A 13,571-nucleotide genomic window follows, 5' to 3' on the forward strand; every position below is an offset into this window, starting at 1 on the left:
ACCGCGTTGCCGCCGGCTGCCATCACTGATCTTGCGTGGGTATCCCCTGCTTTAGCTGGGGAGGGAAACGCATCCTAAGACCGGAGGCGCGGAGCGCCGGAGTTCTCCGCGCCTCCGTCGTGACGGTCAGATAGGGCGCTTCTGTCCTTCGATGTACTGGCGGATCACGGTCAGCGGCGCGCCACCGCAGGAGCCCGCGAAGTAGGAGCGGGACCAGAAGACCGATCCCATGCCGATCCGGTTGATCCGGCCGGTGTACTCGGCGCGCAGGTACCTGGAGCTGACCCCCTTGAGGGAGTTGATCAGCTTGGACAGGGCGACCTTCGGCGGGTAGTGCACCAGAAGGTGCACGTGATCGGCCTCGCCGTTGAACTCGCGCAACTCGGTCTCGAAGCTGGCGCAGACCTCCCGCATGATCTCTTCGCAACGCTTGAGCATCGCGTCATCGAATACCCCGCGCCTGTACTTAGTTACGAACACCAAGTGTGCGTGCAGGTTGTAGGCGACGTGACGGCCGGTGCGAATATCGGGGTTTGGTTCCCAGCGTGGTGACATACCCCAAGCGTAGTATGATCAACGCATCCAGACCGAAAGGGGGTGGGTCGGGTGATCCGTGCGTACAAGTTCCTCATGCGGCCCACCGTGGGCCAGGCGATCGCGCTGGGCGAGATGCTGCGCGATCACTGCTCGCTCTACAACGGGGCGTTGCAGGAACGCCGCGACGCCTACCGTCACGTGTCGAAGACGAGCATCAAGTACGGGCAGCAGTCCGGGCAGCTCAAGGACATCCGGGCGTTCGACCCGGACCGTCAAGGCCGTTGGTCGTTCTCCTCCCAGCAGGCCACCCTGCGCCGGCTCGACAAGGCGTTCGCCGCGTTCTTCCGCCGGGTCAAGTCCGGCGACACCCCCGGCTACCCGCGCTTCCGTGGCATGAACTGGTTCGACACGGTGGACTTCCCCAAGGACGGCGACGGCTGCCGCTGGGACGCCACCCCGCACGACCCCGTGACCCGCGTCCGCCTCCAGGGTGTCGGGCACGTCAAGGTCCACCAGCACCGGCCCGTGGTCGGCAGGGTCAAGACCGTGTCGGTCAAGCGTGAGGGCCGTAAGTGGTTCGTCGTCCTGACTGCCGAGCAGGATCAGCCCGAGCCGCTCCCTGCGACCGGCAGCGTGGTCGGCATCGACATGGGTATCGCGAACTTCCTCGCCGACTCGAACGGGACTTTCGTCCCCAACCCGCGCCACGGCCCCGCCAACGCGAACCGGCTCGCCGCCGCACAGCAGGCCCTGAGCAAGTTCCCCCGCGTCCGCCGCGACAAGCGCACCGCGAACCACCGTCGTGCCGTCGAGAAGGTCGCCAAGCTGCACGGCAAAGTCCGTCGCCAGCGCCTCGACCACGCGCACAAGACCGCCCTCGGTCTGGTCCGTGAACACGACTTCATCGCGCACGAGAACCTGACGATCCGCAACATGGTCAAGACCGTCGCGCCGAAGCCCGACCCCGAGCAGCCGGGCAGCTTCCTGCCCAACGGGGCCACCGCCAAGACCGGACTGAACCGCTCAATCTCCGATGCCGGATGGGGGGTGTTCCTCACGATCCTCACGAGCAAGGCTGAAAGCGCCGGCCGGGAAGTGATCGCCGTCGACCCCCGCAACACTTCCCGGCGATGCCCCGAATGCGGGCACACCGCCAAGGAGAACCGGCCCACACAGGACAAGTTCCACTGCGTTGCCTGCGGCCACCTGGCGCACGCGGACACGGTGGGCGCTGTCAACGTTCTACGGGCCGGGCTGGTCCGTCGCGAGCCTCAACCGGCATAGCGAGAAGCCCCCTTCTTTAGGAGGGGGAGGAGTCACGACCACTTACCGCCGCAAGGCCGCCTTCCTCGCCCTCTGCGCCGCCGCAGTCACCACCACCCTGACGGGCACCGCGGCGACCGCGGCGACGGCCTCTTCCGCGCCCTCGTCCGCTCCCGCCTCCCCGCCGGCCCTCGCATGGGCGGACTGCGCGCACACCGGCCACCTCCCCGGCCAGCAGTGCGCGAAGCTGGCCGTTCCCCTCGACTACGCCGATCCGGACGGCCCGCAGGTCTCCCTCGCGGTGTCCCGGCTGCCCAGCACCCGCCCGGCCGCCCGGCGCGGGGCGCTGATGGTGATCCCCGGCGGGCCGGGCGGCTCCGGCGTGCAGCGGCTGTCGCAGAAGGGGACCGCCCTGGCGGGGGAGATGGCGGGGGCCTACGACCTCGTCGCGCTCGACCCGCGCGGGGTCGGCGGGAGCGTGACCGCCCGGTGCCTCACCGACGAGGCCGACCGGCACCTGGTGACCTTGCGCTCCTGGGCCGGGCCGGACGGCGGCATCGAGGAGAACACCGCCCGCTCCCGCCGGGTGGCCGAAGCCTGCGCCGCGAACGGCGGCCCGGAGCTGCGCAGTTTCACCACGGCCAACCAGGCGCGCGACATCGACCGCTTCCGCGAGGCGCTCGGCGAGCGGAAGCTGTCGGCGTGGGGCGTCTCCTACGGGGCCTACGTGGGGGCCGTGTACGCGCAGAAGTTCCCGCAGCGCACCGACCGCCTGGTGCTGGACAGCAGCGGGGACCCGGACCCGACGCGGGTCGCGCGGGGCTGGCTCGCGAACATGGCGCGGGGCGCCGAGGACCGCTTCCCCGACTTCGCGGCCTGGGCGGCGGACCCGGCCAGGGACGCCGAGGGCCTGCGCCTCGCCGAGCACCCGGACGACGTACGCCCGTTGTTCCTTGCCCTCGCGGCCCGGCTGGACCGCGATCCCAAGCCCTCGGACGTCCCCGGCGTCCCGCTGACCGGCAACGTGCTGCGCCAGGCCATGCAGAACTCCCTCTACGGCGACGCCTTCTTCCCCGCCTTCGCCCGCCTCGTCCGCTCCGCCCAGGACCCGGCCGCCGTACCGGCGCTGCCCAAGGAGCTCGCCGGGCCGCTGCCGGACACGGACGCGTCGCTGATGGTCGGCGTCATCTGCAACGACACGGCATGGCCGAAGGACCCGGCCGGCTACGCGAGCGCGGTCGCGGCGGACCGTGCCGCACACCCCCTGACGGCCGGAATGCCGGCGAACATCACCCCGTGCGCCTTCTGGAAGGACGCCCCCGCCGAACGCCCGACCCGCATCACCGACGAGGGACCGAAGAACATCCTGATGATCCAGAACCTCCGCGACCCGGCGACCCCGTACTCCGGGGCCCTGAAGATGCGCGCCGCCCTCGGCTCCCGCGCCCGCCTCCTCACCGTCGGCCACGGCGGCCACGGCTCCTACCTCGGCAACGGCAACCCCTGCGCCGACCGCACGGTCACCACGTACCTCACGACGGGCCACCGCCCCGCCCGCGACACCACTTGCGCGGACGGCTGAGCGGTCACTGGATGAGGGCGTGCAGGGCCGACACGGAGGCCCCGGCGGCGGCCAGTCCGGCCAGGACGGCCGCCGCCGGCCCGGCGTCGGCGAGGACGGTGAGCCCGCCGGTGGTCGCGCCGACGGCGGCGGAGGAGAGCAGGATGAGCGCGGTGCGCACGGTCATGAACGGACCGATCGGAGGGGGGACCTGAGGTTGCCGTGATTCCTGGGAGTGCGTCATGGGTCCCATGGCAGCAGAGGTACAGGCCGCTGACCTGCATCGCACGAACGAAGTCGTAACCGCGGTGAATTCGGGCGAAGTTCGGTTCGGTGCATCCTCGACTCGCTTAGCCTGGGCGCCGAACGCGGCGAATTGCGGAGGGTCAGCGTGTCGAACGCAACCGAATTCCAGGCGGGCCTCGACCAGTTCGCGGAGCAGTTGCGGCGACTGCGGGAAGAGCGGGGAGGTCCGGTCCTGAAGAAGATCGTGTCGCGCGCCGACGGCCTTCGGGGCACCAGCCCGCTGTCGACGGCGGCCCTCAGCGAGGCGTTCAGCGGCAAGCGGCTGCAGCGGATGGACAGCCTGATGTCCCTGGTACACACCCTGCTGTCGTACGACGAGGACGGCAGGCAGTGCGCCGTCGACCGCAGGGCCCCCGAGATGGAGGCGTGGCGCACGCGGTGGCGCGCCCTCGACCAGCTGCGGACGCAGGGCAGGCGGACCGGCGTCTGCGCACCGGCGGAGCCGATCGCAGGAGCCGTGAGCCCGATGGCGGTCCGGGCCCTCGCGGACGTCCTGGTCCGAGGCCGTGTCGTTTCCCTGACGCCCTTCACGGCCCCCGCCGAGTCGTACGACACGCTGGCCTTCTCGCCGGACGGGCGCTACCTCGCCCTCGGCGGCAGCGACGGCTCGGTGTACCTGCGGGATCCCGCCACGGGGGAGGACGCGGCCGATCCCCTGGTCGGACACCAGGACATCGTCCGGGATCTGGCGTTCTCCGGCGACGGGCGGCGGCTCGCGTCGGTGGCGGAGGACGGAACGGTCTGGCTCTGGGACCTGAGCTACCGCAATCCCGTCGGGGGACGCCTGCCCGATGGCAAGGGGGTCCGTGACGCGGTGGCGGTCTCCCCCGACGGCAGGACCGTGGCCGCGGGGGGACCCAGGGGGCTCGTGCACCTGTGGGACACCGCCACCCGGGAGCTGATCACGACGCTGAACGCCGGGTTCTGGTCGGAAGCGCTGGGGTTCTCGCCCGATGGCGCCCTGCTCGCGGCGGGCGGCTCCAGGGGAGCGCTCCGGCTGTGGTCCTCGGCCACGTGGGCGCCGGCAGGGGACACGGTCCTCGACGGATGTTACGGCGCGGCCTTCTCGCCCGATGGCTCGCTGATCGCCGTAGCCGGCCCCCGTGGGTCGGTGGGATTGTGGGACCCGCTCGCGTTGGCATCCGGACCCGTCCGCGAGGTTTCGTCCACGTCCACGGACGCGGTGAGCGCCGTCGCGTTCTCGCCCGACGGGCGGCTCCTGGCCGGGGCGGGCCTGGACGGGACCGTCCGCTTGTGGCACGCGGCAGACGGCCTGCCGCTCACCGACCCCTTGGAGACCCCGTACTCCGAGGTCTATTGCGTCGCGTTCTCCCCGGACGGCGGGCTGCTGGCCGCGGTCGGCGACACCGACGTCGTCCAGGTGTGGATCCCGCCCCACGGCGACACCGGCTGACGCCCGGCCCGGCAGGCGGGCGGGCTGCGACGCCGAGGCCGAAGGGCTCGTGGAACGAGCACCCCGCCATGGTGGCCTACGTGGTGACGGTCCTGTCCGCGCCGGTCCCCGCAGGCCCGGGACGGGCCACCGGCTCCGTGCGATGCTGGTGGGTATGACGCTGGAGGATCTGGTCCGCCTGCGCCGGGCCCGGGACGCGATGGACCGCGACTACGCGCAGCCACTGGACGTCCCCGCTCTGGCGCGGGCCGCGCTCATGTCGCGCGGACACTTCTCCCGCAGCTTCAAGACCGCCTACGGGGAGACCCCGTACAACTACCTGATGACCCGCCGCGTCGAGCGGGCGAAGGCGCTGCTGCGGCGGGGCGACATGAGCGTGACCGAGGTCTGCTTCGCCGTCGGCTGTACCTCGCTGGGATGGTTCAGCTCGCGCTTCAGCGAGCTGGTCGGCGAGAGCCCCAGCGCCTACCGGGCCCGCCGCCACGAGGCCGGCGCCCCCATTCCGGCGTGCGTCGCCAAGATCCGTACGAGACCGGTCAGGATCGGAGAAGCGAAATCGGCCGCCGCCTCGTAGCGTCGAAGCCATGAACATCAACCTTTCCCAGTGCTTCATCGCAGTCGACGACCACGACAAGGCGATCGCCTTCTACCGCGATGTCCTGGGCCTGGAGGTCCGCAACGACGTCGGATTCGAGGGGATGCGCTGGGTGACCGTCGGCTCACCCGCGCAGCCGGACGTGGAGATCGTCCTCGAACCGCCGCTCGCCGACCCCCTCGCCTCCCCGGCCGACCGCCAGGCGATGGCCGAGCTGCTGGCCAAGGGCATGCTGCGCGGCGTGATCTTCTCCACCGACGACGTCGACGCCACCTTCGAGCGCATCCAGGCGGCCGGCGGCGAAGTCCTGCAGGAACCGGTCGACCAGCCGTACGGCGTCCGCGACTGCGCCTTCCGAGACCCGGCCGGCAACATGCTCCGCTTCAACCAGCCCCGCAAAAAGTAGGTACCCGCCGCGGCAGGTATCCGGCAGACTCCGGCGGGGCCCAACACGAGGGCCCCGCCCGACAGATGGAGGCACCACACGATGAGCAGGGCCAAGGGGACGGACACGTCGGTGCCGGTGCCGCACGCGGCGGACAGCCACGATCTGATCCGCGTACACGGCGCGCGCGTGAACAACCTCAAGGACGTCAGCGTCGAGCTCCCCAAGCGCCGGCTGACGGTGTTCACCGGGGTCTCCGGCTCGGGCAAGAGCTCGCTGGTGTTCGGCACGATCGCAGCCGAGTCGCAGCGCATGATCAACGAGACCTACAGCGCCTTCGTCCAGGGCTTCATGCCGACCCTGGCGCGGCCCGAGGTCGACGTGCTCGACGGGCTGACGACCGTGATCACCGTCGACCAGCAGCGGATGGGCGCCGACCCCCGCTCCACGGTCGGCACCGCCACCGACGCCAGCGCGATGCTGCGCATCCTCTTCAGCCGGCTCGGGCAGCCGCACATCGGCTCGCCCAAGGCCTTCTCCTTCAACGTCGCCTCGATCAGCGGTGCGGGCGCGGTCACCGTGGAGCGCGGCGGGCAGAAGGTGAAGGAGCGGCGCAGCTTCAGCATCACCGGCGGCATGTGTCCGCGATGCGAAGGCCGAGGCTCGGTCAACGACATCGACCTCACCGCGCTGTACGACGACAGCAAGTCGCTCAACGAGGGCGCGCTCACGATCCCCGGCTACAGCATGGACGGCTGGTACGGCCGCATCTTCGGCGGCTGCGGCTTCTTCGACCCGGACAAGCCGATCCGCAAGTACACCAAGCGCGAGCTGCAGGACCTGCTCCACAAGGAGCCGACCAAGATCAAGGTCGACGGGATCAACCTGACGTACGAGGGCCTCATCCCGAAGATCCAGAAGTCGATGCTGTCGAAGGACGTGGACTCGCTGCAGTCGCACATCCGGGCGTTCGTGGACCGGGCGGTGACGTTCACCGTCTGTCCCGAGTGCGACGGCACCCGGCTCAGCGAGGGAGCCCGGTCCTCGAAGATCAAGAAGATCAGCATCGCCGACGCGTGCGCGATGCAGATCAGCGACCTGGCGAAATGGGTCCGCGACCTCGACGAGCCCTCGGTGGCGCCCCTCCTCGCCACGCTGCGGCAGACCCTCGACTCGTTCGTGGAGATCGGCCTGGGCTACCTCTCGCTCGACCGGCCGTCGGGCACGCTGTCGGGCGGCGAGGCCCAGCGCGTCAAGATGATCCGCCACCTCGGCTCCTCGCTCACCGACGTCACCTACGTCTTCGACGAGCCCACCGTCGGCCTGCACCCCCATGACATCCGGCGGATGAACGGCCTCCTGCTGCGGCTGCGGGACAAGGGCAACACGGTCCTCGTCGTGGAGCACAAGCCGGAGACGATCGCGATCGCCGACCACGTCGTCGACCTCGGCCCCGGCGCCGGTACCGGCGGCGGCACGATCTGCTTCGAGGGCACCGTCGAGGGGCTGCGGACCGGCGACACCATCACCGGCCGCCACTTCGGCGACCGTGCGAGCCTCAAGGAGAAGGTGCGCGAGCCGGTCGGCAAGCTGGAGATCCGCGGCGCGACGACGCACAACCTGCGCGGCGTCGACGTCGACGTACCGCTCGGGGTCCTCGTCGTCGTCACGGGCGTCGCCGGCTCCGGCAAGAGCTCGCTCGTGCACGGGTCGCTGGTGGGCGGCCCCGCGGCCGCCGGCGAGGGTGTCGTCGCGATCGGCCAGGGCGCGATCCGCGGTTCCCGGCGGAGCAACCCGGCGACGTACACGGGACTGCTCGACCCGATCCGCAAGGCCTTCGCCAAGGCCAACAGCGTGAAGCCTGCGCTGTTCAGCGCCAACTCCGAGGGTGCCTGCCCCGGTTGCAACGGCGCCGGCGTCATCTACACCGACCTGGCGATGATGGCCGGCGTGGCCACCACCTGCGAGGAGTGCGAGGGGAAGCGGTTCCACGCCTCGGTACTGGAACACCACCTCGGCGGCCGCGACATCAGCGAGGTCCTCGCGATGCCGGTGTCCGAGGCCGAGGAGTTCTTCGGCGCCGGCGAGGCGCGCACGCCGGCCGCGCACCGCATCCTCGGCCGGCTCGCCGACGTCGGGCTCGGCTACCTCAGCCTCGGCCAGCCGCTCACCACGCTGTCCGGCGGCGAGCGGCAACGCCTCAAGCTGGCCACGCACATGGGCGAGAAGGGCGGGGTCTACGTCCTCGACGAGCCCACCGCCGGCCTCCACCTCGCCGACGTCGAGCAGCTGCTCGGGCTGCTCGACAGGCTCGTCGACTCCGGCAAGTCGGTGATCGTCGTCGAACACCACCAGGCGGTCATGGCGCACGCCGACTGGATCATCGACCTCGGCCCCGGCGCGGGCCACGACGGCGGCCGGATCGTCTTCGAGGGCACGCCCGCCGACCTGGTGGCCGCCCGCTCCACCCTCACCGGCGAACACCTCTCGGAGTACGTGGGCGCCTGACCGGCCCCGTAGCGAGCGGGCGAACGACGCGGCGGGCCGCGGTGGTCGACACCACCGCGGCCCGCCGGTCTTTCAGCGCCAGGTGTTGGTGTCCGTGATCTCACCGGACTCCAGGTCGATGCGGCCCTGGAAATCGCCCCCGGTGCGCGTGGCCATGAGGATGAGCGGCCGCCCGTCCTGCGGGTGGACGGAGGAGAAGCCGTGCACGTCGTCCGGGTTCCCCACCAGGTCGCGCGGCGGGCGCAGCCGCAAGCGCTCCGAGCCGTCGGCCCGGAAGACCACCGCGTTGTCCGAGGGCGTGAAGGGCGCGCAGTCCAGCGCTTCCACCACCAGCACCAGCGTCTCGCCGCCCTCCCGCCACGCCATGACGGCTTCCGGCGGGACCCCGCACAGCTTCTCGACGTCCCCGTCGGGTCCGGTCCATCGGATCGCGGTGCCGCCCTTGGCCCAGTCGACCACGACGTCGGGCTGGTGCGTTGTCATGTGGGACCCCCGTTGGTTCGAAATCCGGTCGGTACGCCAGGCCATTGTCCATGACATCAAACTCTCGGGAGTGGTTGGTGTCACCTCTTCTCCCTTCCGCCGCCACCGGATGCCCGGAAAACTCTTCCTCAGAACAAGGCGGGCAGCGAAACCCCGTCCACGGTGAAGGCAAGAGAATGGAGAAAGAGGAGAAATGCGCCTGTCCAAGAAGTTTCTCGTCCTGCCCCTGGCGGCGGCGTCCCTGATCATCGGATCCGGGGCCGCGCACGCCACGTCGACGACGATCTCCGTACCGTTCAAGAACGGCACGACCACGTGGTTCACGACGGAACGCACCATCAGCGTCGCCGGATCGAACGTCGACGTGAAGGTCTCCTACGGCGGAGCCATGAAGCTGGCCTGGTACAAGTGCTCCGACCGGAACGTACGGGGCACGTTCACCACTGCCGAGGAATACCGCAAGCACCTCGGGACCAATTTCAAGTCCGGCGCCAAATTCTGCCTGGCCGTACAAAGCGCTGGGGGCGAGGGCACCATAAACGGGACCCTCTGGTGGAACGAATAGCCGTTTCCCGCCTTTCGCCCGCTTACCGCCGGCCGTCGGCGGGTGGCCCGGGCCGTCGAGCCCCTTCCGGCTCGGCCCGCGCCACCCGCCTGCCCCGACCGCCTGCCCCGACCGCCCGCCCCGACTGCCCGTACCCGCCGAGAGAGGCCCGACCGTGAAGTCCGCCGTGAAGTCCCTTGCCGCCGCCGGCACGCTCGTCGCCGCCCTGTTCGCCCTGGCGAGCTGCTCGGGCGGGTCGTCCCCGTCCCCGTCCCAACAGTCCGGCCCGGCCGTCCGGTTCCTGGACCGGGAGGGCTTCGACACCGCGCTGCGCCAGACCTACCGCACCTACAGCTGGCCCGCCGACTACCACCCCGACCTGGACCGGCTCTCCGGGAACAGCGCTCCCGGCGCCGCCGAGGCGGCCCCCGCGGGCAGCGAGAGGGTCATCCTCGAGATAGCCAACTCCTGTGCCTGGTACCGGTCCTGGGACGATGCGTACGAGCGCGGGGACCAGGCGTCCGCCGGCGCCGCGCTCAAGGTCCTCGAAGAGGTCCTCCCCACCTACGGACCGCAGGATCCGGACGGCCGACGCTTCGCCGAGGAGGCCGCCTCCAGGGCCCGCTCCGGCGATGCCTCCATGGCCCGCCAGTTCACCGAGGCCAATTGCGACGGCTCGATCACCTGGGCCGGGCAGAGCGCCGCCGAGAGCTGAGTACGGACCACGGGGCGCGGTCCCAAGGCGGACATGGGCGGGAACGCGCCGCCCGTTTTCCGGATCCGGCTGCTTTTCGTCTCTGTCCGGAGCCGTGGTGTGCCGCACCATGGCGGCACCCCGGAGGGCCGGGTGTGCGCAAGGCCAAGGCTTGGGGGAGCCATGACGCAGACGCGCAGCGAGCCGGAACCCTTGGGCCCGGATGCCGAAGCGCAACCGGCAGCCGATCCCGAGGCCGAGCCTGGGCCTGAGCCCGAAGCCGAAGCTGGGGCCGAGCCCGAGCCCGAAGCCGAAGCCGAAGCCGAAGCTGGAGCCGAGCCGGAGCCGGAGCCCGAAGGCGAGGCCGGGACGGCAGCGCCGCAGTCCGAGCCCGAGCCGGTTGCCTCCCGGCCGCCCTGGGGACGGCTCGGCACGGTGATGCTGGCCGCCGCCGGGGTGGTGCTCAGCGCCGTCGTCGCCGCGGTCGTGTCCGCGTACCTCGACATCTGGTCGGTGCGCGAACCCCCGCCCGGTGCTCCCCGGATCAGCGCGAGCTCCGAGGTCTGGTGGGACCTGTTGAGCGACCACCACCTGGTGCGGTCCGCGCCGGGCTCGGCGTACGACAAGGACCCGATGCGCTTCAACGACCCCGAGGCCACGCTCGCCCACATGGTCACCGAAGGCGGTACCAACGCGGGCATGATGCGGGTCCGGCTGATCCTCACGAACTTCACCCGCACGCCCGCCACCATCACCTCCGTCCGCGCCCGGATCGAGCGCAAGCACCCCGCGCCCGACGGTCCGCTCTTCCACTGCGGAGGACCCCAGGGAGGCTCTCAGGTCACCCGGGTGTTCCTCGATCTGTCCACCCCCGAGCGGCCCGCCGTGGAGCGGGACCCCGCGGGCGTCCCGACCGGGCAGTACCCCAGCAGCGTGGTCCAGATGGCGGCCCAGGGGGATCCCGCCTACTTCGACATAGAGATCAAAGCGGACAACGTGACGGGTCCGGCCGTCACCTACGAGTTCGTGCTCGACGTCACCTACACGCAGGGAGACGGGCCGCAGCACCTCCTCGTGGACCAGGCGGGCCGCCCCTTCGCCCTCGCCCAGGGAATCCCGACCTGGAGCACGGGATTCCGTTGCGACGGCCGCGGGTGGGTCGCCGGTACCGCCGGGACCACCGGATGAAGAGGGGCCGTTCCGTGGCCGCCGTGACCGCCGCCGTCCTCGTCCTCGCGCTGTGCTCGGCCCTCACCGTTGCGGGGCTGCGCGCGCGGTTCCCCGTACCGCCCGCCTCCGGCGTGCACGCGACCGGTGCGCCACTGCTCGGGGTGAACGGGGACCCCTGGACCGCGACCCTGCCGCGGCTCGGCCAGAAGCCGCCGGCCGCTCTGATGCGCGACGCGCTGGGCTGCGCCCCGCTGTTCGGGTGGGCCACCGAAGCGCGCGCCGTGCCCCGCGGGCAGGTCACGGTCGCCTACGCCGTCGGGGCGTCACCCTCCCGCGCGGCGGTCGTGCGCGGAATCCGCGTGGTCAAGGGGCCGCGGCTGCCCGCCCCGCGGGGGGACGACGTCGGCTGCGCCTCCAACGGCGGAGACGAACGGCAGGGCGCCCTGACGATGGCCGACGACAAACCGGTGCTGCCCGTCCGCCTCTCACTGGACGCCGAGGCCCCCCGGGAGAACGCCGTGCTTCCCGTGCGGGCCGGTGGCTCGGCCACCGGAATGGTCAGCGTCACGACGGCCGACTGCACCTGCGCCTGGTGGCTCGAACTGGACGTGGAGGAGGACGGCGGGCGGACCACCGTCCGCGTGGACGACGACGGCCGGCCCTTCGCCCTCGCCCCACCGGCGACCCCGCTCGCCACCTCCGCCGACGAGGCGCTCAACGTACCGCGCCCGTTGTCCCGGGCCTTCGGCGATCCGCGGCCCACCCGGGCCGGAGTCTCCGTGGCCGCCGTACTGGTGCCGAGGCGGGAGAGCTGGGAGGTGGAGTCCGACAGGCCCCAGGACCCGGCGAAGGACGTGGGCGGCGAGGCGACCCTGGGCGGCGTGGCCTGCCGCCGCATGTACGCGTCCGTACTGCGGGGCGGTGGTGTCCCGGCCGGGGAGCACGAGCTCCAACTCGAGATCAGTGGGCCCGCCGGTACGGAGGGGGCCGTACTGGACGCGGCGGTACGGCTCGAATCGGTCCGGGAGGACGCCGGGCAGCGCTACCGGTACTCGTGCGCGCCGTCCGGCGTGGACGCGCACGCCGGGTACGACAGGCCGGACATCGTACGGAACCTGTACCCCGACACGCTGCACGCGCTGGGTCCGTTTCCCAGCGGCTCGCTGAGGTACGACCCGTACTGGACTCCCGAGCAGGGCGTGGGCAAGACGATGCCGCTCGCCGTGGACGAGGAGTTCACCCTCTCCAGGGCGGAACTGAGCGGCGGCCCCGGCGCCGCCGGGATCTCCGCCGTCATCGGCCCCGAGCAGGTCACTTTCGGGTTCACGGTGGAGGTGACCATCACCCTGCCGACGGGCGAGCGTGCCGAGTTCAAGCTCTCCGACCACGGACAGCCGTTCCTCCTCGGGCCGGGCACGGGCAAGCTGAACGCCTTGCACCAGGAGGACCACCACGAGCCGCTGAGTGGTCCGCACTACGATTACGAGGCGCCCGCCGACCAGTAGGACCACCTGCCCTCGGCAACGGCGCGGACGCGGACGTAGGTTGGGCGGATGTCTACGCTGCCTGTGATCCTGTTGCTGTCGGGAAGCCTGAGGTCCGGCTCCACCAACGAGTGCGTGCTGCGCACCGCGGAGGCCGTGGCGCCCTCGCGGGTGCGGACCGTCCACTACGACGGGCTGGGGGAGCTTCCCCACTTCAACCCCGACGACGACGCCGATCCGCTGCCGGCCCCCGTGGCCGGGCTGCGCGCGGCGATCGGCGAGGCGGCGGCGGTCCTGATCTGCACCCCGGAGTACGCGGGCACCCTGCCCGGTTCGTTCAAGAACCTGCTGGACTGGACGGTCGGCGGCACCGAGATCTGCGACAAGCCGGTCGCCTGGGTGAACGCGGCCGCCCCGGGGCGCGGCCAGGGCGCCGAGGCCGCGCTGCGGACGGTGCTCGGCTATACCGGCGCCGACGTCGTGGAGCCGGCGTGCGCACGGATTCCCGTGGACCGCGGGATGGTGGGCGCGGACGGGATCATCACCGATGAGGGGGTGCGCGAGCAGCTCGGCGAGGTGCTCGCACTGCTGGCCGCGCCCCCGTCCCCGTCCCCGTCCTCGTAGGGA

Annotated in this window: 14 protein-coding genes; 11 read left to right on the forward strand and 3 right to left on the reverse strand. The window is 71.4% G+C overall.

Annotation, left to right across the window (positions count from 1 at the left end; translation table 11 throughout):
* Positions 1-126: 126 nt before the first annotated feature.
* Positions 127-555, reverse strand: coding sequence for an IS200/IS605 family transposase (tnpA, locus tag J7F03_RS11780; protein ID WP_214948676.1), 429 nt, complete (start codon positions 553-555; stop codon positions 127-129).
* A gap of 51 nt (positions 556-606) precedes the next feature.
* Here tnpA and J7F03_RS11785 point away from each other — a divergent pair, with 51 nt between their 5' ends.
* Positions 607-1,821: an RNA-guided endonuclease TnpB family protein gene (locus J7F03_RS11785; protein ID WP_214948677.1), complete on the forward strand. Its 1,215-nt coding sequence runs from the start codon at positions 607-609 to the stop codon at positions 1,819-1,821.
* Positions 1,730-3,382, forward strand: a complete 1,653-nt coding sequence (locus tag J7F03_RS11790; RefSeq protein ID WP_251071781.1) for an alpha/beta hydrolase — start codon at positions 1,730-1,732, stop codon at positions 3,380-3,382. Before J7F03_RS11785 ends, J7F03_RS11790 begins: the two co-directional genes overlap by 92 nt.
* Positions 3,383-3,386: 4 nt before the next feature.
* Here J7F03_RS11790 and J7F03_RS11795 read toward each other — a convergent pair whose 3' ends face one another.
* Positions 3,387-3,548 (reverse strand): hypothetical protein, encoded by a 162-nt coding sequence (locus J7F03_RS11795; protein ID WP_251071782.1) that lies wholly within the window; start codon positions 3,546-3,548, stop codon positions 3,387-3,389.
* Positions 3,549-3,752: 204 nt separating this feature from the next.
* Between J7F03_RS11795 and J7F03_RS11800 the strand changes: the two genes are divergently transcribed.
* From J7F03_RS11800 to J7F03_RS11815, 4 genes are all read left to right on the forward strand, one after another.
* Positions 3,753-5,081 carry a WD40 repeat domain-containing protein gene (locus J7F03_RS11800; RefSeq protein ID WP_214948679.1) on the forward strand — a complete coding sequence of 443 codons (1,329 nt, stop codon included), beginning with the start codon at positions 3,753-3,755 and terminating at the stop codon, positions 5,079-5,081.
* 154 nt (positions 5,082-5,235) lie between these two features.
* Entirely contained in the window at positions 5,236-5,655 is a 420-nt protein-coding gene (locus J7F03_RS11805) for a helix-turn-helix domain-containing protein (RefSeq protein ID WP_214948680.1), read from the forward strand.
* Between the two features lie 10 nt (positions 5,656-5,665).
* Positions 5,666-6,082 carry a VOC family protein gene (locus tag J7F03_RS11810; protein ID WP_214948681.1) on the forward strand — a complete coding sequence of 139 codons (417 nt, stop codon included), beginning with the start codon at positions 5,666-5,668 and terminating at the stop codon, positions 6,080-6,082.
* Between the two features lie 81 nt (positions 6,083-6,163).
* Entirely contained in the window at positions 6,164-8,569 is a 2,406-nt protein-coding gene (locus tag J7F03_RS11815) for an excinuclease ABC subunit UvrA (protein ID WP_214948682.1), read from the forward strand.
* A 72-nt stretch (positions 8,570-8,641) separates the two neighbouring features.
* Here the strand turns inward: J7F03_RS11815 and J7F03_RS11820 are convergent, their stop codons facing one another.
* Positions 8,642-9,052 carry a hypothetical protein gene (locus tag J7F03_RS11820; RefSeq protein ID WP_214948683.1) on the reverse strand — a complete coding sequence of 137 codons (411 nt, stop codon included), beginning with the start codon at positions 9,050-9,052 and terminating at the stop codon, positions 8,642-8,644.
* Positions 9,053-9,245: 193 nt separating this feature from the next.
* On the opposite strand from J7F03_RS11820, the gene J7F03_RS11825 reads away from it, so the two are divergent.
* The 5 genes from J7F03_RS11825 to J7F03_RS11845 all read left to right on the forward strand — a co-directional run bounded on the left by J7F03_RS11825 (position 9,246) and on the right by J7F03_RS11845 (position 13,568).
* Entirely contained in the window at positions 9,246-9,617 is a 372-nt protein-coding gene (locus tag J7F03_RS11825; RefSeq protein ID WP_214948684.1) for a hypothetical protein, read from the forward strand.
* Between the two features lie 154 nt (positions 9,618-9,771).
* Positions 9,772-10,311, forward strand: coding sequence for a hypothetical protein (locus J7F03_RS11830; RefSeq protein WP_214948685.1), 540 nt, complete (start codon positions 9,772-9,774; stop codon positions 10,309-10,311).
* Positions 10,312-10,473: 162 nt separating this feature from the next.
* A complete protein-coding gene (locus J7F03_RS11835) occupies positions 10,474-11,478 on the forward strand; it encodes a hypothetical protein (RefSeq protein WP_214948686.1) in 1,005 nt (334 codons plus the stop codon).
* Positions 11,479-11,492: 14 nt separating this feature from the next.
* A complete protein-coding gene (locus tag J7F03_RS11840) occupies positions 11,493-12,965 on the forward strand; it encodes a hypothetical protein (RefSeq protein ID WP_214948687.1) in 1,473 nt (490 codons plus the stop codon).
* A gap of 48 nt (positions 12,966-13,013) precedes the next feature.
* A complete protein-coding gene (locus J7F03_RS11845) occupies positions 13,014-13,568 on the forward strand; it encodes an NADPH-dependent FMN reductase (protein ID WP_214948688.1) in 555 nt (184 codons plus the stop codon).
* Positions 13,569-13,571: the final 3 nt, after the last annotated feature.

This window comes from Streptomyces sp. ISL-43 (genome assembly GCF_018614195.1).
Taxonomy (GTDB): Bacteria; Actinomycetota; Actinomycetes; order Streptomycetales; family Streptomycetaceae; genus Streptomyces.

Bases quoted from the DNA above. Each gene is read 5' to 3' on its own strand.
- J7F03_RS11835 (WP_214948686.1), top strand. From the start codon at position 10,474: ATGACGCAGACGCGCAGCGAGCCGGAACCCTTGGGCCCGGATGCCGAA.
- J7F03_RS11815 (WP_214948682.1), top strand. From the start codon at position 6,164: ATGAGCAGGGCCAAGGGGACGGACACGTCGGTGCCGGTGCCGCACGCG.
- J7F03_RS11810 (WP_214948681.1), top strand. From the start codon at position 5,666: ATGAACATCAACCTTTCCCAGTGCTTCATCGCAGTCGACGACCACGAC.
- tnpA (WP_214948676.1), bottom strand. From the start codon at position 555: ATGTCACCACGCTGGGAACCAAACCCCGATATTCGCACCGGCCGTCAC.
- J7F03_RS11845 (WP_214948688.1), top strand. From the start codon at position 13,014: ATGTCTACGCTGCCTGTGATCCTGTTGCTGTCGGGAAGCCTGAGGTCC.
- J7F03_RS11820 (WP_214948683.1), bottom strand. From the start codon at position 9,052: ATGACAACGCACCAGCCCGACGTCGTGGTCGACTGGGCCAAGGGCGGC.
- J7F03_RS11825 (WP_214948684.1), top strand. From the start codon at position 9,246: ATGCGCCTGTCCAAGAAGTTTCTCGTCCTGCCCCTGGCGGCGGCGTCC.
- J7F03_RS11805 (WP_214948680.1), top strand. From the start codon at position 5,236: ATGACGCTGGAGGATCTGGTCCGCCTGCGCCGGGCCCGGGACGCGATG.
- J7F03_RS11795 (WP_251071782.1), bottom strand. From the start codon at position 3,548: ATGACCGTGCGCACCGCGCTCATCCTGCTCTCCTCCGCCGCCGTCGGC.